Here is a 20862-nt window from a genome sequence, read left to right as displayed (position 1 = left end):
TAATAGGCGCATTCGCTGTAATAAAGGTTGTTACGCGCCATGTCGCCGCTTTCCCGCGCAGGGTAAAGCCGGTAAGGTCGGCGCGTTCACCTTCGCTCGGAGTCATTTATGCCCGCCCCCGTCCTGTCCGGCCCGCAATATTTGCGAGAAGGCCTCACGCTGGTCCTGAGCCCGGGCCTGCGTCTGTTCGTACTCTTGCCCCTGGCGATCAACCTGGTGCTGTTCGTCGGATTGATTTACCTGGCCGGCCATCAATTCAGCCTGTGGGTCGATACGCTGATGCCGTCGCTGCCAGAGTGGCTGAGTTTCCTCAGCTATGTGCTCTGGCCACTGTTCGTGGTGCTCGTCGTGCTGATGGTGTTCTTTACCTTCACCATGCTCGCCAACATCATCGCCGCGCCGTTCAACGGTTTTCTCGCGGAAAAAGTCGAAGTGGTCATCCGTGGCACCGACGACTTCCCGGCCTTCAGCTGGGCCGAATTGATTGCCATGATCCCCCGGACCCTCGGTCGGGAAGCGCGCAAGCTCGGCTATTTCCTGCCCCGTGCCCTGGGGTTGTTCGTGCTGTCGTTCATCCCCGTGGTCAATCTGGTGGCGGCACCGCTGTGGCTGCTGTTCGGCGTGTGGATGATGGCGATCCAGTACATCGACTACCCGGCGGACAACCACAAGCTGGGCTGGAACGAAATGCTCGCCTGGCTGCGGGAAAAACGCTGGCAGAGCCTGGGTTTTGGCGGCAGCGTGTACCTGGTGCTGCTGATCCCGGTGGTGAACATCCTGATGATGCCGGCGGCGGTGGCCGGGGCGACCTTGTTCTGGGTGCGCGAGCAAGGCGCCGAGACCGCTTTGGCCCGTCAGGGCTGAGCCGTCACAAATCCATCATCCTGGCGTCACAATGACGAAATGACCCCGGTCGACACTGGGGTCATGACCACACCCCTGCACATTACCCTGATCACCGAAACCTTCCCGCCGGAAATCAATGGCGTGGCCAATACCTTGGGCCGCCTGTACGACGGCTTGCGCGCCCGCGGGCATCAGGTCGAGTTGATACGGCCTCGCCAGGCCGGCGACTTACGCCAGGCCAGTGACGAGCAGTTGCTGCTGTGCCGGGGCTGGCCGTTGCCGGGTTATCCGGGTTTGCAGTGGGGCCAGGCGTCGATGCACAAGCTGCTCAGGCGCTGGAAACGGCATCGTCCGGACGTGCTCTACATCGCCACGGAAGGGCCGCTGGGTTTGTCGGCGCTGCGGGCGGCACGGCGCCTGGGCATCTCGGTGGTCAGTGGTTTCCACACCAATTTCCAGCAATACACCCAACAGTACGGCCTCGGGCTGTTGAGTCGCGTGCTCACCCATTACCTGCGCTGGTTTCACAACCGCTCCAGCCTGACCCTGGTGCCCAGTCTCAGCCAGCGCCTGGAACTGGAACGACGGCATTTCGAGCGCGTGGCGTTGTTGTCCCGTGGCGTGGACAGCCAACTGTTCCATCCGGTCAAGCGCTCGCCGAGCCTGCGCGAAGCGTGGGGCCTGGGCGACGACGACATCGCCGTGCTCCATGTCGGACGCCTGGCACCGGAAAAAAACCTGGGGCTGCTCAAGCGCAGTTTCGAGACGCTGTGCAGCGCTTTTGCGGGGCGACGGATGAAACTGGTGGTGGTCGGTGACGGCCCGCAGCGGTCCGAGCTGGAACAGGCATTACCCGAGGCGATCTTTTGCGGCTCGCAACGCGGTGAGGCGCTGGCCAGCCACTATGCGTCCGGGGATGTGTTTGTCTTTCCGAGCCTGACCGAAACCTTCGGCAACGTGGTGTTGGAGGCGCTGGCGTCCGGGCTGGGTGTGGTGGCCTACGACCAGGCTGCGGCTGCGCAACACATTCGCCACGGCTATAACGGCGTGCTGGCGATGCCGGGGGATGAAGAGGCGTTCTGCGATGCCGCCCGTTGGCTGCTGGAGGAGCGCGAGACCTTGCGTTGCGTGCGGCTCAATGCTCGCCAGCATGCCAGTCGCCAGGGTTGGGCGGCGGTGATCGAGCAATTTGAAGCGCAACTGCGAGGGGTTTGCGTGGGTGAGCAGGTGATGCCTGTTGCGCCGACTGTGCGCTGATTGTTCGGTGATGTTCAGGCCGCCATCGCGAGCAAGCTCGCTCCCACAAGGGATCTCGGTCTCACACAAGATGTGTCCACTGAAGATCCAATGTGGGAGCGAGCTTGCTCGCGATGGCGTCAGATCGGGCGCCGCTTAAACCAGCGTCATCAAGGCTTCGCGACTGAACGGCAAGATTTCCTGCTCCCGCCCTTCACGGACTTTTTGCGCCCAGTCCGGATCCACCAACAGCGCACGCCCCACCGCCACCAGGTCGAACTCATCGTTGTTCAAGCGCTCCAGCAGCTTTTCCAGACTGGCCGGTTGCGCGACTTTGTCGGTGTTGACCATGAACTGCAGGAACTCGCCATCCAGGCCGACGCTGCCGACGGTGATGGTGGGCTTGCCGGTGAGCTTGCGGGTCCAGCCGGCCAGGTTCAGCTCGGAGCCTTCGAACTCCGGCTCCCAGAAGCGCCGTGTCGAGCAGTGGAAAATGTCGACGCCCGCCTCGGACAACGGCTTGAGGAATTCGCCCAAGGCTTCGGGGGTCTGCACCAGGCGCGCGGCGTAATCCTGCTGCTTCCATTGGGAAAAGCGCAAAATGATCGGGAAACCCTCGCCTACCGCCGCCCGGACGGCACGGATCAATTCGATCGCGAAGCGCGAGCGGTTGGCCAGGCTACCGCCATAACCGTCAGTGCGCTGGTTGCTGCCTTCCCAGAAGAACTGGTCCACCAGGTAGCCATGGGCGCCGTGGATTTCCACCCCGTCCATGCCGATGCTCTGGGCGTCTTTCGCCGCCTGGGCAAACGCAGCGATAACCTCGTCGATATCGGCCTGGGTCATGCCGTGGACCACCACCTGGCCGTCCTTGAGTTTTTCGCTCGGACCATAGCCGGGCACGCTGGCGTCCGGCTCGGTGCCGATGCGTCGCACACTGCCCACGTGCCACAGCTGCGGAACGATCTTGCCGCCTTCGGCATGCACCGCATCGACCACCTGCTTCCAACCGGCCAGCGCGGCGTCGCCGTAGAAATGCGGCACATTCGGATAACCATTGGACGCCTTATGCCCGACCGTCGTGCCCTCGGTGATGATCAGGCCGACCCCGGCCGCCGCGCGGCGACGGTAGTACTCGACCACCTTGGCGTTCGGCACGCCGCCCGGAGAAAAGGAACGGGTCATCGGCGCCATCACCACCCGGGTTGGCAACTCGAACGCGCCGAGGCGGAAGGGTTTGAACAAGGCTTTTGCAGGCATGGGGCACTCCACGGGACGAAGTCACAGGTCGGATATGACGACGATAATATGGAGCATGGAAGGCGCTGGGTAGCACTATTGATTTGAATGATTAAGGATCAGAAGAAAGCGCAGAGGGGGGGCTCAACCAGAACCCCCGTGGCGAGGGAGGACATCATCATGGCTGCAATGTCTTGAGAATCAACCCAGCGCTTTTTCGATCGCCTGGATCACCGTGGGGTCATCCGGCGCCGTACGCGGCGAGAAGCGCGCCAGCACCCGGCCGTCCTTGCCGAGCAGGAATTTTTCGAAGTTCCAGGTAATGTCCCCGGGAAACTCGGCACCCTCGCCCGCCAGCAGGCGGTACAACTGATGACGGTCAGGGCCGTTCACGTCCAGCTTGCCGGACAGCGGGAACGTCACGCCGTAGTTGAGGCTGCAGAATTCCTGGATCTCCTGCTCGGTCCCCGGCTCTTGCCCGGCGAACTGATTGCAGGGCAGGCCCAGCACGCTGAACCCCTTGTCCTTGTATTGCTGATAAAGATTTTCCAGCGCCGCGTACTGAGGCGTCAGGCCACATTTGGAGGCGACGTTGACCACCAGCACGACTTGCCCCTTGAACGGCGCCAGAGCAAGCTCCTGACCATCCAGGGCTTTGAGTTTAAGGTCGTGGAAAGCACTCATACGAACTCCAGGTTTGCGGATCTTTTCGAAACAGCCATGGGTGATGCTAACAGCAAGCGACTAAAAAGGCGCCATAGGGCGCCTCTCCAGTCAACTTGAGCGTAGCGCACAAATCAATGGTGATGACCACCTTCGCCATGGACGTGACCATGGGCGATCTCTTCCTGGCTGGCATCACGGATGTCGACGATCTTGACCTTGAAGTTCAAGCGCTGGCCGGCCAACGGGTGGTTGCCGTCAACGGTGACGTCATCGCCTTCCAAGTCGCGGATGGTGACGATCTGCATCTGGCCATCGGGCGCCGAGGCGTGGAACTGCATGCCCACTTCCAGCTCATCCACGCCTTCGAACATGCTGCGGCTCAGGGTGCTGACCAGTTCGGCGGAGTATTCACCGTAAGCGTCTTCCGGCTCGACGGCAACGTTCAGGTCGTCACCGACTGCTTTACCTTCCAGGGCTTTTTCCAGGCCCGGGATGATGTTGCCTGCGCCATGCAGGTAGACCAGCGGAGCGCCGCCGGCAGAGCTGTCGATGACCTCACCAGCGTCGTTGGTCAGGGTATAGTCAATGGAGACAGCCTTATTGGCGGCGATCAGCATGGGGCGAGACCTTTTGCATAAGAATGAAGAACGGACAAGTCTAAACAAGGATTTGCCCGAAAGCGAACGGAACCCGGACAAACGGGCCTGCTCGAACAGACCGACGGTCACCGGTTTCCATCAGGATGAGGACGGGCACTGGGTGGCCGAGCTGTCCTGCGGCCATACCCAGCACTTGCGCCACCAGCCCCCCTGGCAGTCCCGCGCCTGGGTGCTGGACCCTGTGCAACGTATTGAAAAAATAGGCCAGCCCTTTGCTTGCGGCTGGTGCGCTCAAGGCCCGGTTAGCGATAACCTTGGCGACTGAATTGTGGGTAGACGGCCAGTCATAGGCCGCGCCATTGCCATGCTCCTTTAGAGAATCCGCATGCAAACTTTTTTTATCGCACCCACCGATTTTGGTGTGGGCCTGACCTCCATCAGCCTCGGGCTGGTGCGTACCCTCGAACGGGCCGGGCTGAAAGTCGGCTTTTTCAAACCCATTGCCCAGCCGCATCCCGGCGACACCGGGCCGGAGCGTTCCACCGAGCTGGTGGCCCGCACCCATGGCCTCAAGCCGCCGCAACCCCTGGGCCTGGCGCACGTCGAGCGCATGCTCGGCGACGGCCAGCTCGATGAACTGCTGGAAGAAATCATCACCCTTTACCAGCAAGCGGCCATCGGCAAGGACGTGCTGGTCGTCGAAGGCATGGTCCCGACCCGCAATGCCAGCTACGCCGCCCGGGTCAACCTGCACCTGGCCAAGAGCCTCGACGCCGAGGTCATCCTGGTGTCGGCACCGGAGAACGAAGTGCTGACCGAGCTTTCCGGGCGGGTGGAGTTGCAGGCGCAGCTGTTCGGAGGGCCGAAGGATCCGAAAGTCCTCGGGGTGATCCTGAACAAGGTGCGCACCGAGGAAAGCATGGAGGCGTTTTCCGCACGCCTCAAGGAGCACTCGCCCTTGCTGCGCAGCGGCGATTTCCGCCTGCTCGGTTGCATCCCGTTTCGCCCCGAACTCAATGCACCACGCACCCGCGACGTGGCCGACCTGATGGGCGCCCAAGTGCTCAATGCCGGCGACTACGAAACCCGGCGCATGAGCAACATCATCATTTGCGCCCGCACCATGCGCAACACGGTGGAACTGCTCAAGCCCGGCGTGCTGGTGGTGACCCCCGGCGATCGCGACGACATCATCCTCGCCGTGAGCCTGGCGGCGATCAACGGCGTGCCACTGGCCGGCCTGCTGCTGACCAGCGACACCCTGCCCGACCCACGCATCATGGACCTGTGCCGCGGCGCCTTGCAGGCAGGGTTACCGGTGCTGTCGGTGAGCACCGGCTCCTATGATACCGCCAACCTGCTTAACGGCCTGAACAAGGAAATTCCCATCGATGACCGCGAACGTGCGGAGATCATCACCGATTTCGTCGCCAGCCACCTGGACGCCAAATGGCTGCACCAGCGCTGCGGCACACCGCGGGAAATGCGCTTGTCGCCGGCGGTGTTCCGCTATCAGTTGATCCAGCGCGCCCAAGCCGCCAACAAACGCATCGTGCTGCCCGAAGGCAGCGAACCGCTGACTGTGCAGGCTGCCGCCATTTGCCAAGCCCGGGGCATTGCCCGCTGCGTGTTGCTGGCAAAACCGGCCGACGTCGAAGCGGTGGCCCGCGCCCAAGGCATCGAGTTGCCGCCGGGACTGGAGATTCTCGACCCGGATTCGATTCGCGAACGTTATGTCGAACCGATGGTGAGGCTGCGCAAGAGCAAGAGCCTGAACGCGCCGATGGCCGAGCAGCAACTGGAAGACACCGTGGTCATCGGCACCATGATGCTGGCCCTGGATGAAGTGGACGGGCTGGTATCCGGGGTCATCCACTCCACCGCCAACACCATCCGTCCGGCGTTGCAACTGATCAAGACGGCGCCGGGTTGCTCCCTGGTGTCCTCGGTGTTTTTCATGCTCTTCCCCGAAGAAGTGCTGGTCTACGGCGACTGCGTGATGAACCCGCACCCCAGCGCTGCGGAACTGGCGGAAATCGCCCTGCAAAGCGCCGACTCGGCCGCCGCGTTCGGCATCGTGCCGCGGGTGGCGATGCTCAGTTATTCCAGCGGCGAGTCGGCCAGTGGTGAAGAAGTGGAAAAAGTCCGTGAAGCCACCCTGCTGGCCCACGAAGCCCAGCATGGCCTGCTGATCGACGGTCCGCTGCAATACGACGCCGCCGCCAACGAAGCCGTGGCACGGCAATTGGCGCCTAACAGCCAGGTGGCCGGCCGGGCGACGGTGTTCATCTTCCCCGACCTCAACACCGGCAACACCACCCACAAGGCCGTACAGCGCAGCGCCGATTGCGTCAGCCTCGGGCCGATGCTGCAAGGCCTGCGCAAACCGGTGAACGACTTGCCCCGCGGCGCCCAGGTCGACGACATCGTGTACACCATCGCCCTGACCGCGATCCAAGCCGCCAACCGACCTCTGGATATTTAAATGCTGGACTTCCTGCCTCCCCCTTTGCGCGGCGTCATTGCCTCGCTGCTGTTGGCGCTGAACACCATCGCCTGCTGTACGCCGCTGTTCATCGTGGCAATTTTCAAGCTGTTGCTGCCCTTCCCCACCGCCCAGCGCTTCACCGACTGGTTGATGGGCCATATCCACGAGGCCTGGATCAGCAACAACAAGGCCTGGATGAACCTGCTGCGCCGTACCCGCTGGCACCTCAGTGGCCTGGAGGGCCTGGACTACCAGCATTCGTACCTGATCACCAGCAACCACCAGAGCTGGGTCGACATCATGGTGTTGCAGTACGTGCTGAACCGGCGCATCCGGCCATTGAAGTTCTTTCTCAAGCAGGAGCTGATCTGGGTGCCGGTGATCGGCCTGGCCTGGTGGGCCTTGGGCTTTCCGTTCATGAAGCGCTACTCCAAGGCGTACCTGGAAAAACACCCGGAAAAGAAAGGCAAGGACCTGGAAACCACTCGCAAGACTTGCGCGAAGTTTCGCAACAACCCCGTGGGCATTTTCAACTTCGTCGAAGGCACGCGTTTCACCGACAGCAAGCATGCCCAGCAGCAGTCACCGTTTCGTTACCTGCTCAAGCCCAAGGCTGGTGGCATCGCGTTCGTGCTCGATGCCATGGGTGAACAACTGGAATCGATCATCAACGTGACCATCCATTATCCCGGCGGGCGTCCGGGGTACTGGGATTTGCTCTGCGGCAACGTTGGGGAAGTGGTGGTGCATTTCCAGGAACTGAAGATCCCGCCGCAGTTCATCGGCAGGAACTACGACCAGGACGGCGTGTATCGCCTGGAGTTCCAAGGCTGGATCAACCAGCTGTGGCAGGACAAGGATGCGTTGCTGGAGCAGATGCACCGCGAATACCCAGACCACCGTTAATCCCTGTGGGAGCGGGCTTGCCCGCGAAAGCGGTGGATCAGCCCATGGAGATGTTGGATGTTCCACCGTCTTCGCGGGCAAGCCCGCTCCCACAGTTGATCGAATTACCCTGAGGAAATGAAAAAGCCCGCGGATGATCACTCATCCGCGGGCTTTTTATTTACAGCGGCGCTCCTTAGATCGCCCCACGCTTGCGCAGCAGATCCAGCACCTGCTTGACACTCTCTTCCAGGGTCAGCGCCTGGGTGTCGATGACCAGGTCGGCATCCAGCGGCACGTCATACGGGAAGGACTCGCCCGGGATGTTGTCGCCGGCGGCGGCATACAGCCCTTGCGGATCACGCTGGGCACATACCGTTGGCGAGGCCTGGACGTAGACCGTCAGCAGACGCTCACGTCCGATCAGGTCCTTGGCCTGCTCACGCCCTTCGGCACTCGGCGCAACGAACGCGGCGAGGGTCAGCAGGCCGGCTTCGTTGAACTGACGAGCGACATGCGCCGCACGGCGCCAGTTCTCGGTCCGCCCGGCACGATCCTGGGGCAGGCCCTTGTTCAGGTCATGGCGCAGGTTCTGGCCATCGAGGACAAAGACCGCACGACCCGAGTCGAACAACTTGCGCTCGACCGCATAGGCCAGCGTGCTTTTACCCGCGCCCGACAAGCCACTGAACAAGACCGTGGCCGGTTGCTGGCCGAAGCGCTGGGCGCGTTCTTCCACCGACACATGGGCCTGTTTGCCGTGGTGCGTGCTGCTGCCGTGGGTCAGCGGCTGGGCGACGATCATACCGGCGCCGACCGTGCCGTTGGTCAGGCGATCGATGACGATGAAGGCGCCGGTGGTGCGGTTGCTTTCGTAACCGTCCAGGGCGATCGGCGCATCCAGGGCGATCTTCACCTTGCCGATTTCGTTGAGCTGCAGCGCGCTGGCCGGGCCCTCTTCAAGGGTGTTCACATCCACCTTGTTGACGATGCTGGCAATGGAGCCCGGCACGTAGCTGGTGGCGCGCTTGATGTCGTATTTCTTGCCCGGCAGCATCGGCTCTTCAGCCATCCACACCAGCATCGCTTCGAAGCTGTCGGTGACCGGCGGGACGTTGTCGGCATGCACCAACAGGTCGCCACGGGAGATGTCGATCTCGTCTTCCATGGTCAGCGTGACCGCCTGGCCTGGACCGGCATGCTCCAGCTCGCCTTCGAAGGTGACGATGGATTTCACGCGGCTGCTCTTGCCCGACGGCAGCACCACCACTTCGTCGCCCTTGTGCACGATGCCGCTGGCGAGGGTGCCGGCGAAACCGCGGAAGTTCAGGTTCGGACGGTTGACGTACTGCACCGGGAAACGCAGGTCGGTGAAGTTGCGGTCGCCCGCCACTTCCACGGTCTCGAGGATTTCCATCAGCGACTGACCGGTGTACCACGGCGAACGCTCGGACTTGTTCACCACGTTGTCGCCCTTGAGGGCGGACATCGGCACGAAGTGCATGCTGGTGGGCTTCATCTTCAAGCCTTCGGCGAACTTCAGGTAGTCGGCCTTGATCGACTCGAACACGCCCTGGTCGAAGTCCTTGAGGTCCATCTTGTTGATGGCCACGACGATGTGCTTGATGCCCAGCAACGAGGCGATGAAGCTGTGGCGACGGGTCTGGGTCTGCACGCCGTAGCGGGCGTCCACCAGGATGATCGCCAGGTCACAGGTGGAGGCACCGGTGGCCATGTTGCGGGTGTACTGCTCATGGCCGGGGGTATCGGCGATGATGAACTTGCGCTTGGCGGTGGAGAAGTAGCGGTAGGCGACATCGATGGTGATGCCCTGCTCGCGCTCGGCCTGCAGGCCGTCGACCAGCAACGCCAGGTCGATATCGTCCCCGGTGGTGCCGACTTTCTTCGAATCGCGGGTGATGGCTTCCAGGTGATCTTCGTAGATCATCTTGGAGTCGTGCAGCAGGCGCCCGATCAGGGTGCTCTTGCCGTCGTCGACGTTACCGCAGGTCAGGAAGCGCAGCAGCTCTTTACGCTCGTGCTGGCCCAGGTAGGCGAGGATGTCCTCGCTGATCAAATCAGATTGGTGCGACATGACAACCCCTTAGAAATAACCCTGACGTTTCTTATCTTCCATCGAGCCTGCGCCATCGTGGTCGATGACCCGGCCCTGGCGCTCGGAAGTTCGCGTCAGGAGCATTTCCTGAATGATGTCCGTCAGGCTCTCGGCCTCGGACTCCACCGCGCCCGTCAACGGGTAGCAGCCAAGGGTACGGAAACGCACTTTCTTCTTGACGATACGGGCTTTCTCTTCGTCAGACAGGTGCTCGAGGATGCGCTCGTCGTCGATCATGATCAGCGTGCCGTTCTTCTCGATCACCTCGCGCTCGGCGGCGAAGTACAGCGGCACGATCGGGATACCTTCGAGGTAGATGTACTGCCAGATGTCCAGCTCGGTCCAGTTCGACAGCGGGAATACGCGGATCGACTCGCCTTTGTTGACCTTGCCGTTGTAGACGTTCCACAGTTCCGGACGCTGGTTCTTCGGGTCCCAGCGGTGCTTGCTGTCACGGAACGAGTACACGCGCTCCTTGGCGCGGGATTTCTCTTCATCGCGACGGGCACCGCCGAACGCGGCGTCGAAACCATATTTGTCCAAGGCCTGCTTGAGGCCTTCGGTCTTCATGATGTCGGTGTGCTTGGCACTGCCGTGGGTGAACGGGTTGATGCCCTGCGCCACGCCGTCCGGGTTCACATGGGTGATCAGGTCCAGGCCCAGTTCCTCGACCATGCGGTCGCGGAACTTGTACATTTCCTGGAATTTCCAGCGGGTGTCGACGTGCATCACCGGAAACGGCAGCTTGCCCGGGAAGAACGCCTTGCGTGCCAGGTGCAGCATCACGGCGGAGTCTTTACCGATGGAGTACAGCATCACCGGGTTATCGAACTCGGCGGCCACCTCGCGGATGATGTGGATGCTTTCCGCCTCCAGCTGTTTCAGATGCGTCAGTTTGTCGACCATGGCTACTCACGAAAACTTTCTTATGAACGGCCAGCGGGCCGTGTTCGAGCGGGGAATCCTAGCACAGCGACCTCTTCTAATCAGGGCGCCAACTAGATCGAAACAGCATATGGATATGCCTGGGGGTTCGGGTATTGCACCGACCTTTGTGGGAGCGGGCTTGCTCGCGAATGCGGTGGTTCAGTTGCATAACTGTTGACTGACCCACCGCATTCGCGAGCAAGCCCGCTCCCACAGGTTCGGTTACCGTCAGATGGGATTCGGGCAATCGATGAAGATGTGCTCCAGGGCAAACCGTCGCGCCAGGTAGTCACCCAGTGCCTGGACACCGTAGCGTTCGGTCGCATGATGCCCGGCGGCGATGAAGCTGATGCCGTTTTCCCGCGCGCTGTGGAAGGTCTGTTCCGACGCCTCGCCACTGAGGTACAGGTCGACCCCGGCCAGCACCGCCTGATCGATATAACCCTGGCCGCCACCGGTGCACCAGCCGACCCGGCGGATCATCTGCCCGCCCTCGATCAGCAAGGGCTCGCGCCCCAGGGCATCCTGGACCTTGCGTGCGAAATCCCGCGCCGTCATTGGTTCGGACAGGGAACCGACCAGACCGACAATCTTGGGGTTATCCGGGTCCAGTGGGCCCTCGACGGTGATGTCCAACTGGCGGGCCAGTTGCACGTTATTGCCCACCTCGGGGTGCAGGTCCAGGGGCAAGTGATAGGCCAGCAGGCTGATGTCATGCTTGAGCAATGTCTTGAGGCGACGCTGTTTCATGCCGGTGATGCAAGGGTTCTCGCCCTTCCAGAAATAACCGTGATGCACCAGCACCAGGTCGGCCTCGGCCTCGACGGCGGCATCGAGCAGCGCCTGGCTGGCGGTGACACCGCTGACGATGCGCATCACCTGGGGCGCGCCTTCGACCTGCAGGCCGTTGGGGCAATAATCGGCAATCCGGCTGCTGGCCAGGTAACGGTCCGCTTCTTCAACCAGGGTGTTCAGGGCTACGGCCATAAAAGACTCCTAAATATCCCGTTCAGAGGCGCGCGCGGCCTCGTATAATGCGCGACATTATGGGCGGTCTCATACCGCCTGCAACCTTTGTAGGACGTGCTTAATGCTCAAGGCGCTGCGTTTTTCCGGCTGGCCGCTGTTGGCCGGCGTGCTTGTCGCTCTACTGATTATCCAGCGCTACCCGGAATGGGTCGGCCTGCCGAGCCTCGACGTCAACCTGCAGCAGGCGCCGCAAACCAAGGCGGTGCAGCAGGGGCCGGTGTCCTATGCCGACGCCGTGACCATCGCCGCGCCGGCCGTGGTGAACCTGTACACCACCAAGGTCATCAACAAACCCAGCCATCCGCTGTTCGAAGACCCGCAATTCCGGCGCTTCTTCGGCGACAACTCGCCCAAGCAGAAACGCATGGAGTCGAGCCTGGGGTCGGGCGTGATCATGAGCCCGGAAGGCTACATCCTGACCAACAACCACGTCACCAGCGGTGCCGACCAGATCGTGGTGGCCCTCAAGGACGGCCGTGAAACCCTGGCCCGGGTGATCGGCAGCGACCCGGAAACCGACCTCGCGGTGCTGAAGATCGACCTCAAGAACCTGCCGGCCATCACCATCGGTCGCTCCGACAGCATCCGCATCGGTGACGTCGCCCTGGCCATCGGCAACCCGTTCGGCGTCGGCCAGACCGTGACCATGGGCATCATCAGCGCCACCGGGCGCAATCAGTTGGGCCTGAACAACTACGAGGATTTCATCCAGACCGACGCCGCGATCAACCCCGGCAACTCCGGCGGCGCGCTGGTGGATGCCAACGGCAACCTCACCGGGATCAACACGGCGATCTTTTCCAAGTCCGGCGGCAGCCAGGGCATCGGTTTCGCCATTCCGGTGAAGCTGGCGATGGAGGTGATGAAGTCGATCATCGAACACGGCCAGGTGATCCGTGGCTGGCTGGGCATTGAAGTCCAGCCGCTGACCCAGGAACTGGCGGAGTCCTTCGGCTTGTCCGGGCGGCCCGGCATCGTGGTGGCGGGGATTTTCCGCGACGGTCCGGCGCAGAAGGCCGGCCTGCAACTGGGCGATGTGATCCTGAGCATCGATGGTGAACCGGCCGGCGATGGCCGCCGCTCGATGAACCAGGTGGCGCGGATCAAGCCCACCGACAAGGTGACGATCCAGGTCATGCGCAACGGCAAGGAGCTCAAGCTCACCGCTGAAATCGGCCTGCGCCCACCGCCAGCGCCGATGGTGCTCAAGGAAGAGCAGTAGCTGCGGAGCATATCCTGTGGCCTGGCAAAACCCTGTGGCGAGGGGATGTATCCCCGCTGGGTTGCGCAGCAACCCCAAAATCAGACACCGCGGTCCATCGGATGAACCGCACCAACTGGTCTACGGCTGCTGCGCAGCCGAACGGGGATAAATCCCCTCGCCACAAAGATTCCTACCTGCAACTCCAATGTGATCCCTCCTGGCAAACCTATCCAGATTCCACTTGAAAATACAGATAGCATAAATTCTCATTGGTAGTGTTATATTGTTTCAATAGTAAAAATTGGAACAACATAACATGTCATCCCTAAAACGGATTTCAGCGGCCAGCCTCGCCCTCGGCCTACTGGGCGATCCGGCCTACGCCGAGGAAATCCAGCCTCTGGAACTGGACGCCATCACCGTGACGTCCGACTACGAATCCGCCACCGGACCTGTCACGGGTTACCGCGCCACCCGCTCGGCCAGCGCCACCAAAACCGACACCGCCCTGCGCGACATCCCGCAATCGATCAGCGTGATTCCCGCCAGCGTGCTCAAGGACCTGGGCAGCACCAGCGTCGAGCGGGCCTTGGAATATGCCGGCGGCGTGTCGAAGCAGAACAACTTCGGCGGCCTGACGCTCTACGAATACAGTGTGCGCGGCTTCACCACTTCGGAGTTCTACAAGGACGGCTTCAGCGCCAACCGCGGTTATCCGAGCACGCCGGACACCGCGAACATCGAACGCATCGAAGTGCTCAAGGGCCCAGCCGCCAGCCTGTATGGCCGGGGCGATCCCGGCGGTACGGTGAACATTGTCACCAAGAAACCTCAGCCCGAAGCCTTCACCACCTTGCAAACCAGCGCCGGCAGCTGGGACCACTACCGCACCGCACTGGACGTCAACACGCCACTGGATACCGAAGGCAACCTGTTATCGCGGGTCAACCTGGCGGTCGAGGACAACCACAGCTTTCGCGATCACGTCGACAGCAAGCGTGTTTTCGTCGCGCCTTCCATCAGTTGGCAGTTGAACCCCGACACGCGGTTGCGGGTGGAAAGCGAAATCGTGCGCCACAGCTCGACGTTCGACCGTGGCATCGTCGCCCCGAACAATCGCTGGAGCGGCGTTTCCCGTTCGACCTTTCTGGGCGAACCCAACGACGGCGACATCGACAATCACAACAACATGCTCCAGGCCGCCCTCGAACATCAGCTCAACGACACCTGGCAATTGCGCCTGGCCAGCCACTACAAACAAGGTGAACTCTGGGGCTTCGCCTCCGAAGCGCGCCCGCTGAACGCCGACGGCCGCACGGTGAATCGCCGCTACCGCGAGCGCGACAACAATTGGCACGACAGCATCACCCAGCTCGAATTGCGCGGCCTGTTCGACCTCGGCCCCTGGCAGCACGAACTGCTGGTGGGCAGCGAATACGAGGACTACCGCAAGAACGAACGCGTGACCACCATCGGTGGCAGCCCCTACCCCATCGACATCTATCAGCCGATCTACGGCCAGCCGAAACCCAATGGTGCCCGGACCGGCACAGACTTCTTCGAACATGTGCAAAGCCGCGCACTGAACCTGCAGGACCAGATCGTCTTCACCGACAAGCTGCGGGGCATGCTCGGCGTGCGTTATGAGCATTTCGAGCAGAGCATCGACGACCACACCCGCAGCAACACCAGCCGCCAGCGCCACGACACCCTGACGCAGCGGGTCGGCCTGCTGTATCAACTGACGCCCGAAGTCGGGCTGTTCGCCAACGCCTCCACCTCGTTCAAGCCCAACAACGGCCTGGACGCCAGCGGCAAGACTTTCGATCCCGAGGAAGGGGTCGGCTATGAAGTGGGGATCAAGAGCGAACTGTTCGACGATCGCCTGAGCACCACCCTGGCGGCCTTCCATATAGAGAAGGAAAACGTCCTGAGCCCCGTCGCCGGGACCGACTTCAGTCGCGCCATCGGCAAGGCCCGCAGCCAGGGCATCGACCTGCAAGTGACTGGGCAGGTGACCGACGCCGTGCGCGTGATCGGCGCCTATGCCTACATCGATGCCGAAGTGACCCGGGGCGACCGGGACAATCCCACCGGCAGCCGGATCCTCGGCGTCGCCAAACACAGCGGCAGCGTGCTGGGGGTCTACGAATTCCAGGACGGGCACCTGCGCGGTTCGGACCTCGGCGCGGCGTTCACGTATGTCGGCGATCGCTCGGGCGAAGCCGGCAAGGATTTCGAATTGCCGGCCTACCACACCGTGGACCTGCTGGCCCATTACAAGGCCAGCGACGACGTCACCGTGGGCCTGAACCTGAACAACGTCTTCGACGAAAAGTACTACGAACGCGCCTACAGCAACTACTGGGTCACCCCCGGCGAGCCGCGCAACTTCACCGTCAGCCTCACCCTCGCTCTGTAAAAGGAAAAACGCCATGAAACACCCCAAGACCTTCGCCCTGCTCGGCCTGCTCCTGGCCACACAGGCCTCGGCCCATGGCCTGTGGACCGAACAGCGTCGCGGCAACATCGAAGTGATCTATGGCCACGGCGCCGAAGACAATGCCTTCAAGGCGCAGAAAATCAGCGGTGCCTGGGCTTATGACCTGGGCGGCAAGATGATTCCGGTCACCGTAGAGCGCCTGCCGGACCACGCCCGCCTGCAACCGCTCAAGCCGCCAGCGGTGCTGGCCGTGGCGCTGGACAACGGCATGTGGTCCCAGACGGCCGACAAGAAGTGGATCAACGAAGGCCGCAGCAAAGTGCCCGGGGCGATCGAATCGACCCATACGTTCAAATACAGCCTGGCGATCTATGAACCGGGGGCGAAACTGCCGACGCTTGCACCGATCAAGTTCGTGATCCTGCCGGAAGTCGACCCGCTGACCGTTGGCCCGGGCCAGTCATTGCCGGTACGGGTGCTGCTGGACGGCAAACCGGCGGCTGGCGTGAAACTGGTGGGCGACTACCGCAGCGCGCCGAACACCGTATCGACTGAAACCGACGCAGAAGGCCGGGCCAAGGTGCTGGTGCGCAACGAAGGCCTGAATGTGATCGCGGCGCAGATGGAAATAGCGCTCAAGGACAACAAGGACGTGGCCACCCGCGGCGTGTTCACCTCGCTGACCTTCCTGGGCGAACCGCATCACGAGTAGGTTGATTGACACGACGCCATCGCGAGCAAGCTCGCTCCCACAGTGGGTTACTGGGGTGTTCACAAAAAATGTGTTCACCGCCTAACCCCTGTGGGAGCGAGCTTGCTCGCGATGAGGCCGGCACAATCACCGCAAAGCTCAAGCCGGGGTCAAGCACTCCGGCCCATTGAGCTTCGGATCATTGACCATATTGGCCAATACCCGCTCACGCAGTGGCGCCGGCTCGCTTGCCAGCAGCCCTTGCAAAGCATGCAGCGGTGTCTGCGGGTCGAGCCACAGGCGCTGGCCTTCTTCATCCAGGATCAGCGGCCGGCGTTGGCCGGCCGCTGGCTGGGTGATGACCGCCGTGCTCAGCCATACCTGTTCCTGCACCGGATACGCTTCCCAGATCGCAGCAAAAAACAGCGACGAGCCCTCCCCTGGCGTCAGCCAGTACGGACGCTTGCGCGTACCGCCGCGCCATTCATAAAAGCCGTTGGCCGGCAGCAGGCAGCGGCGCAGGCGCAAGGCCTCGCGAAACATCGGCTGCTCGGCCACGGTTTCGGCCCGGGCATGGGCCGGGGTGCGGGACAGGTCGGTCAGCCACGGCGGCGTCAGGCCCCAGCGCGCCCGAGCCAGCTCGCGCTGGCCCTCGGCGCCGGCCCGCAGTATCAGCACCGAATCGTTGGGCGAAATATTCCACTGGGCCTTCTGATCGGCGGGAAAACCGGGCAGGGCCGCAAAGGTGGGGTTCCAGCGAAACAGGGCATAACGTCCACACATGGGGCAACACGACTCTTGATCGAACGAACGACCGCCAGCCTAACAGACCAGCGTGCCGGGGTAGCTGTCCGGTTCATCGCCGGGCAGCGGCAGCGCGGCATTGTACGCGGCGATCAACTCACGGGCGTATTGCGCCTGCTCGTCCTCCACCGCCAGCCCCAGCAGGCCCTGCATGGGCAACTCCCCCGCGCCGCCCAGCAAATCGCGCCCCACCAGATGCGCCGTGATGCCTTCGCTCGCAAGCATCCCTTGCAACAACTCGCCTTCCATCAGGTTTTCCAGTTCGTAGATTCGCTGCATGGGCGCCCCATCATTCGTTTTCGCTGAAGACTTCCAGATGCCATTCCTCGCCATGGACCTGCAGCACAAAGGTGATCGGTCGACAGCACACCTGACAGTCCTCGATGTAGGTCTGGTCGCCGCCGGACAAGTCCACAGTTGTCTCCACATTCTCCCCGCAATAGGGACAATCATAATGAGCCTGCTCCAGCATCGCGGTCTCCCAAGTGACTTGTGCGTATAATCGCCGGTCTATTTGCAGGGCTATTTTCGTCTGGCTTATCTTCCAGGCCATGCCCCGTCGTTTTTTCGATCGAACCTTTACTTACCCTAGCCGTTTCCAACAAGAGAGCATGATGGGCGAATTCGATGCCATCCGACCTTACGACGACAGCGAAGTCCCAGCGGTGCTGGCACGGCTGCTCGGCGACAAGGCGTTTCTAGATATCCTCACCCACTTCCGCTTCCCACGCCTGGCCGGCGCCTTCGGCTGGATGCTCAAACCCCTTATAGCGCAAAGATTGCGCCGTGAGTTCGCCGGTGTGACGTCGGTCGCCACTTTGCAGGACAAGGTGGAGTTCTACGTCGACCACACCATCGAGCGCGCCACCGATGGCGTGACCTACACCGGCGTGGAGCAATTCAAGTCCGGCAGCGCGTACCTGTTCATCGCCAACCACCGCGATATCGTGATGGACCCGGCCTTCGTCAACTACGCCGTGTACCACGCCGGCCTGCCGACGCCGCGCATCGCCATTGGCGACAACCTGCTGCAAAAGCCTTTTGTCAGCGACCTGATGCGCCTGAACAAGAGCTTCATCGTGCACCGCTCCATCACCGGACGGCGGGAAAAAATGGCGGCGTATCAGTTGTTGTCGGCGTACATCAATCACTCGATCCGCAACGACTGCGCCTCGATCTGGATCGCCCAGGCCGAAGGGCGGGCCAAGGACGGTGACGACCGGACCGAATCGGCGATCCTCAAGATGTTCCACATGAGCCGCAAGGACGAACCGTTCGGCGAGGTGATCCAGTCGCTGAACCTCACGCCGGTGTCGATCAGCTATGAATACGACCCGTGCGACCAGGCCAAGGCCCGCGAGTTGTACATCCGCGCCACCACCGGCACCTACACCAAGGCACCGGGCGAGGACGACGTGAGCATCGCCAAGGGCATCACCGGCTACAAGGGCCGGGTCCACGTGAACTTCGCCGCGCCCATCACCGAGCTGTTCGAGGACACCAAGCAATTGGCCCTGGAAATGGACCGGCAGATTCTCGGCGGCTATCGCCTGTTCCCGGTGCATTACCTGGCTTACGCCCAATGGGCCGACGCCGACCCGCAGTTGCAGGTGCCGACGGCGGCCGAGGTGTTTGGTGCCGATGAACTGGCCAAGGCCCAGGAAGAATGGCAGCGCCGGCTGGACGCTTGCCCGCCGGAACACCGGCCGTTCCTGGTGCTGCAATATGCGACACCGGTGCGTAATCAGTATCGGGTCAAGGCGGGGTTGGCGCTTTAAGCGATGGACACGGGTTTCCTGTGGCGAGGGAGCTTGCTCCCGCTCGATTGCGCAGCAATCGCAAAACGGGCTTGCGGTTAGTCAGAACCTTGGGGTTGACCGTTCAAGAGGGGGCTGCTTCGCAGCCCAGCGGGAGCAAGCTCCCTCGCCACAAAAGCACGTTTGCCTGGCGGCCCTCGCTTGCGCTGCTAGCGCCCTCGCCACGGCTACGCAGTCAGAACTGCGTACTGATCCACGACACCAGCAACGCCAGCGCCAGGCAGCCAAAGCCGAACCGATAGAAAAACCGGTTCATGCGCTGGGTGGCCAGGTCCAGCAAGGCTTCGAAGCGCTCCTCGCCATTGCCATCGCCATTGCGTGCTTGCAGGCAGGCTCGCGCCCGTTGTTCACGGCGACGCGTCGCGTGCAGTACCCAGCCGCCCGGGCAGGCAAACAGCAACGCGAGCAGGTTGATCAGTTTGGCGGGGTGGGCGGCGAACAACGAAAACAGATGCAGCGACATCACGAACCTCAAGCGAAAAACGGACAGGGCAGACACGCCCATGGCCTACGAACAGGGCGCGGATTCTACCGAAAGCCTGCCGCCCTGCACCGTTTTTTCCGACCAGTAACGAACGGCTGGGATAATAGCCTGGTGAATTCGTGGCGAGGGAGCTTGCTCCCGCTGGACTGCGCAGCAGTCCCAAAAAAAGCTTGCACGATTAACCTGACACACCGAGACGCTAGTCGGGGGCTGCTGCGCAGCCCAGCGGGAGCAAGCTTCCTCGCCACAGGCTTTGCAATCAAGCCTTGGGGTTAATTTCCCCCGTCACGGTTTCGTCATCTGATTAGGCCACTCTGTCGCCCTTCAAACCCGCACGGAACCCGTCATGCTGCACGCCGAAAACCAGGATCGCCTCTATCTCATCAGCCCAAGCGACGAACAACAGAACCTCGTCGGCAGCCTGTCCTTCAACGTGCAGGACCGCCATTGGCTGGTGTACTGCGCCCTCGGCGGCCATCAACATGCCGACCTGCCTGAGACAGACCTGCTGACCGGGATCAGCGTGCTGGAATTCTATTCCCAGGCCGCCTAAAAACTGAGGGAGCGAGCTTGCTCGCGATGGCTGAGTGTCAGCCATCTCGATGTTGGCTGATCCACCGCTATCGCGAGCATGCTCGCTCCCACAGGGGTTACAGGACTTGATGCTTACTCAGCCAGCACCTGGCCAATGGTCGGGTCCTTGAACAGCCGGGTCAGGGCATCGCTCAACACGTCGCTGACCAGCTTGGTGTTGGTGTCCTGGTTAGGCGCCATGCCGAAACGCTGGTCCAGGGACGCCCCGTAACGCCCACTGTAGCGGCGGTTGGCGTTCTGCACGTCGGAGCGGAAGGTCGCGCCGATGGTGGCTTCGGTCACGTACATGCCTTCCTTGGGCGACTGGTACTTGAGCTCGGCCAGGGTCACGGTCAGTTGCGGTGCATTCAAGGCATTGGCGGTCGGCGTGAAGCCCAGCAAACGCACCGCCGCTTCAGCCTGGGCCTGCAGCTTGGGCAGGATCTGCGCACCCTGCACCGTGATCACGCTGGTTTCCGGGTACAGCCCACCACGGGTGCCGAGCGTCGGCGACGGACGACCGTCCACGACCCGCACCACCACTGGCTGGCCACGCCCCACGGGCGCCAGTTGGGCATTGAGCTTGGGCTCCGGGTTAAGTTGTTGCGGGCTGTGGGCGCAGCCGACGAGGGTCAGACTGGTCACGGCGATCAAACCGAACAACAGGCGTTGCAACATGCTCTTCTCTCCAGAATCGGGCACAAACAGGCCGGCAGTATAGCGGTGCGCCATCGCCGTGAACTAGCGCCTTGCGATGAATACTGAAATGTCTGACACAGGCCGTGATTGCCGGTTCCTGTCACCCCATTGTCACG

Annotated in this window: 21 protein-coding genes; 10 read left to right on the top strand and 11 right to left on the bottom strand. The window is 62.1% G+C overall.

What is annotated here, in order from left to right; genetic code table 11:
• The first annotated feature begins 108 nt into the window (after window positions 1-108).
• Entirely contained in the window at window positions 109-864 is a 756-nt protein-coding gene (gene cysZ, locus BLO80_RS19000; protein ID WP_092329418.1) for a sulfate transporter CysZ, read from the top strand.
• Window positions 865-903: 39 nt separating this feature from the next.
• Window positions 904-2103, top strand: coding sequence for a glycosyltransferase family 4 protein (locus BLO80_RS18995; RefSeq protein ID WP_092329416.1), 1200 nt, complete (start codon window positions 904-906; stop codon window positions 2101-2103).
• Between the two features lie 135 nt (window positions 2104-2238).
• Here BLO80_RS18995 and BLO80_RS18990 read toward each other — a convergent pair whose 3' ends face one another.
• The 3 genes from BLO80_RS18990 to BLO80_RS18980 all read right to left on the bottom strand — a co-directional run bounded on the left by BLO80_RS18990 (window position 2239) and on the right by BLO80_RS18980 (window position 4604).
• Window positions 2239-3342: an NADH:flavin oxidoreductase gene (locus BLO80_RS18990; RefSeq protein WP_092329413.1), complete on the bottom strand. Its 1104-nt coding sequence runs from the start codon at window positions 3340-3342 to the stop codon at window positions 2239-2241.
• Between the two features lie 180 nt (window positions 3343-3522).
• Window positions 3523-4005 carry a glutathione peroxidase gene (locus BLO80_RS18985; RefSeq protein WP_092329411.1) on the bottom strand — a complete coding sequence of 161 codons (483 nt, stop codon included), beginning with the start codon at window positions 4003-4005 and terminating at the stop codon, window positions 3523-3525.
• Window positions 4006-4118: 113 nt separating this feature from the next.
• The gene (locus tag BLO80_RS18980; RefSeq protein ID WP_060740684.1) at window positions 4119-4604 is read right to left on the bottom strand and encodes an FKBP-type peptidyl-prolyl cis-trans isomerase; all 486 of its coding nucleotides are present in this window, start codon (window positions 4602-4604) and stop codon (window positions 4119-4121) included.
• On the opposite strand from BLO80_RS18980, the gene BLO80_RS18975 reads away from it, so the two are divergent.
• The 3 genes from BLO80_RS18975 to BLO80_RS18965 are packed head-to-tail and all read left to right on the top strand — an operon-like array spanning window position 4573 to window position 7980.
• A complete protein-coding gene (locus BLO80_RS18975; protein ID WP_092329408.1) occupies window positions 4573-4911 on the top strand; it encodes a DUF3565 domain-containing protein in 339 nt (112 codons plus the stop codon). The genes BLO80_RS18980 and BLO80_RS18975 overlap by 32 nt on opposite strands.
• 60 nt (window positions 4912-4971) lie before the next feature.
• On the top strand, window positions 4972-7071 hold the full coding sequence (gene pta, locus BLO80_RS18970) for a phosphate acetyltransferase (RefSeq protein WP_092329406.1): 2100 nt from the start codon (window positions 4972-4974) through the stop codon (window positions 7069-7071).
• Window positions 7072-7980, top strand: a complete 909-nt coding sequence (locus BLO80_RS18965; protein WP_092329403.1) for an acyltransferase — start codon at window positions 7072-7074, stop codon at window positions 7978-7980.
• A gap of 175 nt (window positions 7981-8155) precedes the next feature.
• Here BLO80_RS18965 and cysN read toward each other — a convergent pair whose 3' ends face one another.
• The 3 genes from cysN to BLO80_RS18950 all read right to left on the bottom strand — a co-directional run bounded on the left by cysN (window position 8156) and on the right by BLO80_RS18950 (window position 11989).
• Window positions 8156-10054, bottom strand: a complete 1899-nt coding sequence (cysN, locus tag BLO80_RS18960) for a sulfate adenylyltransferase subunit CysN (protein ID WP_092329401.1) — start codon at window positions 10052-10054, stop codon at window positions 8156-8158.
• 9 nt (window positions 10055-10063) lie between these two features.
• Window positions 10064-10981: a sulfate adenylyltransferase subunit CysD gene (cysD, locus tag BLO80_RS18955; RefSeq protein ID WP_092329398.1), complete on the bottom strand. Its 918-nt coding sequence runs from the start codon at window positions 10979-10981 to the stop codon at window positions 10064-10066.
• A gap of 249 nt (window positions 10982-11230) precedes the next feature.
• A complete protein-coding gene (locus BLO80_RS18950; protein ID WP_092202549.1) occupies window positions 11231-11989 on the bottom strand; it encodes a Nif3-like dinuclear metal center hexameric protein in 759 nt (252 codons plus the stop codon).
• A 103-nt stretch (window positions 11990-12092) separates the two neighbouring features.
• On the opposite strand from BLO80_RS18950, the gene algW reads away from it, so the two are divergent.
• The 3 genes from algW to BLO80_RS18935 all read left to right on the top strand — a co-directional run bounded on the left by algW (window position 12093) and on the right by BLO80_RS18935 (window position 16390).
• Window positions 12093-13253: a Do family serine endopeptidase AlgW gene (algW, locus tag BLO80_RS18945; RefSeq protein ID WP_092202547.1), complete on the top strand. Its 1161-nt coding sequence runs from the start codon at window positions 12093-12095 to the stop codon at window positions 13251-13253.
• Between the two features lie 298 nt (window positions 13254-13551).
• The gene (locus BLO80_RS18940; protein WP_092329396.1) at window positions 13552-15657 is read left to right on the top strand and encodes a TonB-dependent siderophore receptor; all 2106 of its coding nucleotides are present in this window, start codon (window positions 13552-13554) and stop codon (window positions 15655-15657) included.
• Between the two features lie 13 nt (window positions 15658-15670).
• Window positions 15671-16390, top strand: coding sequence for a DUF4198 domain-containing protein (locus BLO80_RS18935; RefSeq protein WP_092329393.1), 720 nt, complete (start codon window positions 15671-15673; stop codon window positions 16388-16390).
• A gap of 138 nt (window positions 16391-16528) precedes the next feature.
• On the opposite strand, the gene BLO80_RS18930 is transcribed toward BLO80_RS18935, so the two are convergent.
• From BLO80_RS18930 to BLO80_RS18920, 3 genes are read right to left on the bottom strand one after another with little or no spacing between them, the layout of a single operon-like run.
• A complete protein-coding gene (locus BLO80_RS18930) occupies window positions 16529-17152 on the bottom strand; it encodes an SOS response-associated peptidase (RefSeq protein WP_072409381.1) in 624 nt (207 codons plus the stop codon).
• Between the two features lie 39 nt (window positions 17153-17191).
• Window positions 17192-17452 (bottom strand): putative signal transducing protein, encoded by a 261-nt coding sequence (locus tag BLO80_RS18925; protein WP_092202539.1) that lies wholly within the window; start codon window positions 17450-17452, stop codon window positions 17192-17194.
• Between the two features lie 10 nt (window positions 17453-17462).
• Window positions 17463-17645, bottom strand: a complete 183-nt coding sequence (locus BLO80_RS18920; protein ID WP_072409377.1) for a CPXCG motif-containing cysteine-rich protein — start codon at window positions 17643-17645, stop codon at window positions 17463-17465.
• Window positions 17646-17784: 139 nt separating this feature from the next.
• On the opposite strand from BLO80_RS18920, the gene BLO80_RS18915 reads away from it, so the two are divergent.
• A complete protein-coding gene (locus BLO80_RS18915) occupies window positions 17785-18951 on the top strand; it encodes a 1-acyl-sn-glycerol-3-phosphate acyltransferase (RefSeq protein ID WP_060740673.1) in 1167 nt (388 codons plus the stop codon).
• A gap of 214 nt (window positions 18952-19165) precedes the next feature.
• On the opposite strand, the gene BLO80_RS18910 is transcribed toward BLO80_RS18915, so the two are convergent.
• A complete protein-coding gene (locus BLO80_RS18910) occupies window positions 19166-19453 on the bottom strand; it encodes a hypothetical protein (protein ID WP_092329390.1) in 288 nt (95 codons plus the stop codon).
• Between the two features lie 367 nt (window positions 19454-19820).
• Here BLO80_RS18910 and BLO80_RS18905 point away from each other — a divergent pair, with 367 nt between their 5' ends.
• Window positions 19821-20027: a hypothetical protein gene (locus tag BLO80_RS18905; RefSeq protein ID WP_046063543.1), complete on the top strand. Its 207-nt coding sequence runs from the start codon at window positions 19821-19823 to the stop codon at window positions 20025-20027.
• A 113-nt stretch (window positions 20028-20140) separates the two neighbouring features.
• Here BLO80_RS18905 and BLO80_RS18900 read toward each other — a convergent pair whose 3' ends face one another.
• On the bottom strand, window positions 20141-20725 hold the full coding sequence (locus BLO80_RS18900) for a YajG family lipoprotein (RefSeq protein WP_003205489.1): 585 nt from the start codon (window positions 20723-20725) through the stop codon (window positions 20141-20143).
• Window positions 20726-20862: the final 137 nt, after the last annotated feature.

The sequence above is a fragment of the Pseudomonas sp. NFACC56-3 genome (assembly GCF_900100025.1).
Classification (GTDB): domain Bacteria; phylum Pseudomonadota; class Gammaproteobacteria; order Pseudomonadales; family Pseudomonadaceae; genus Aquipseudomonas; species Aquipseudomonas fluorescens_AA.
The sequence above is the reverse complement of the archived record's forward strand: the minus strand, read 5'-3'. Positions and strand labels throughout refer to the sequence as shown.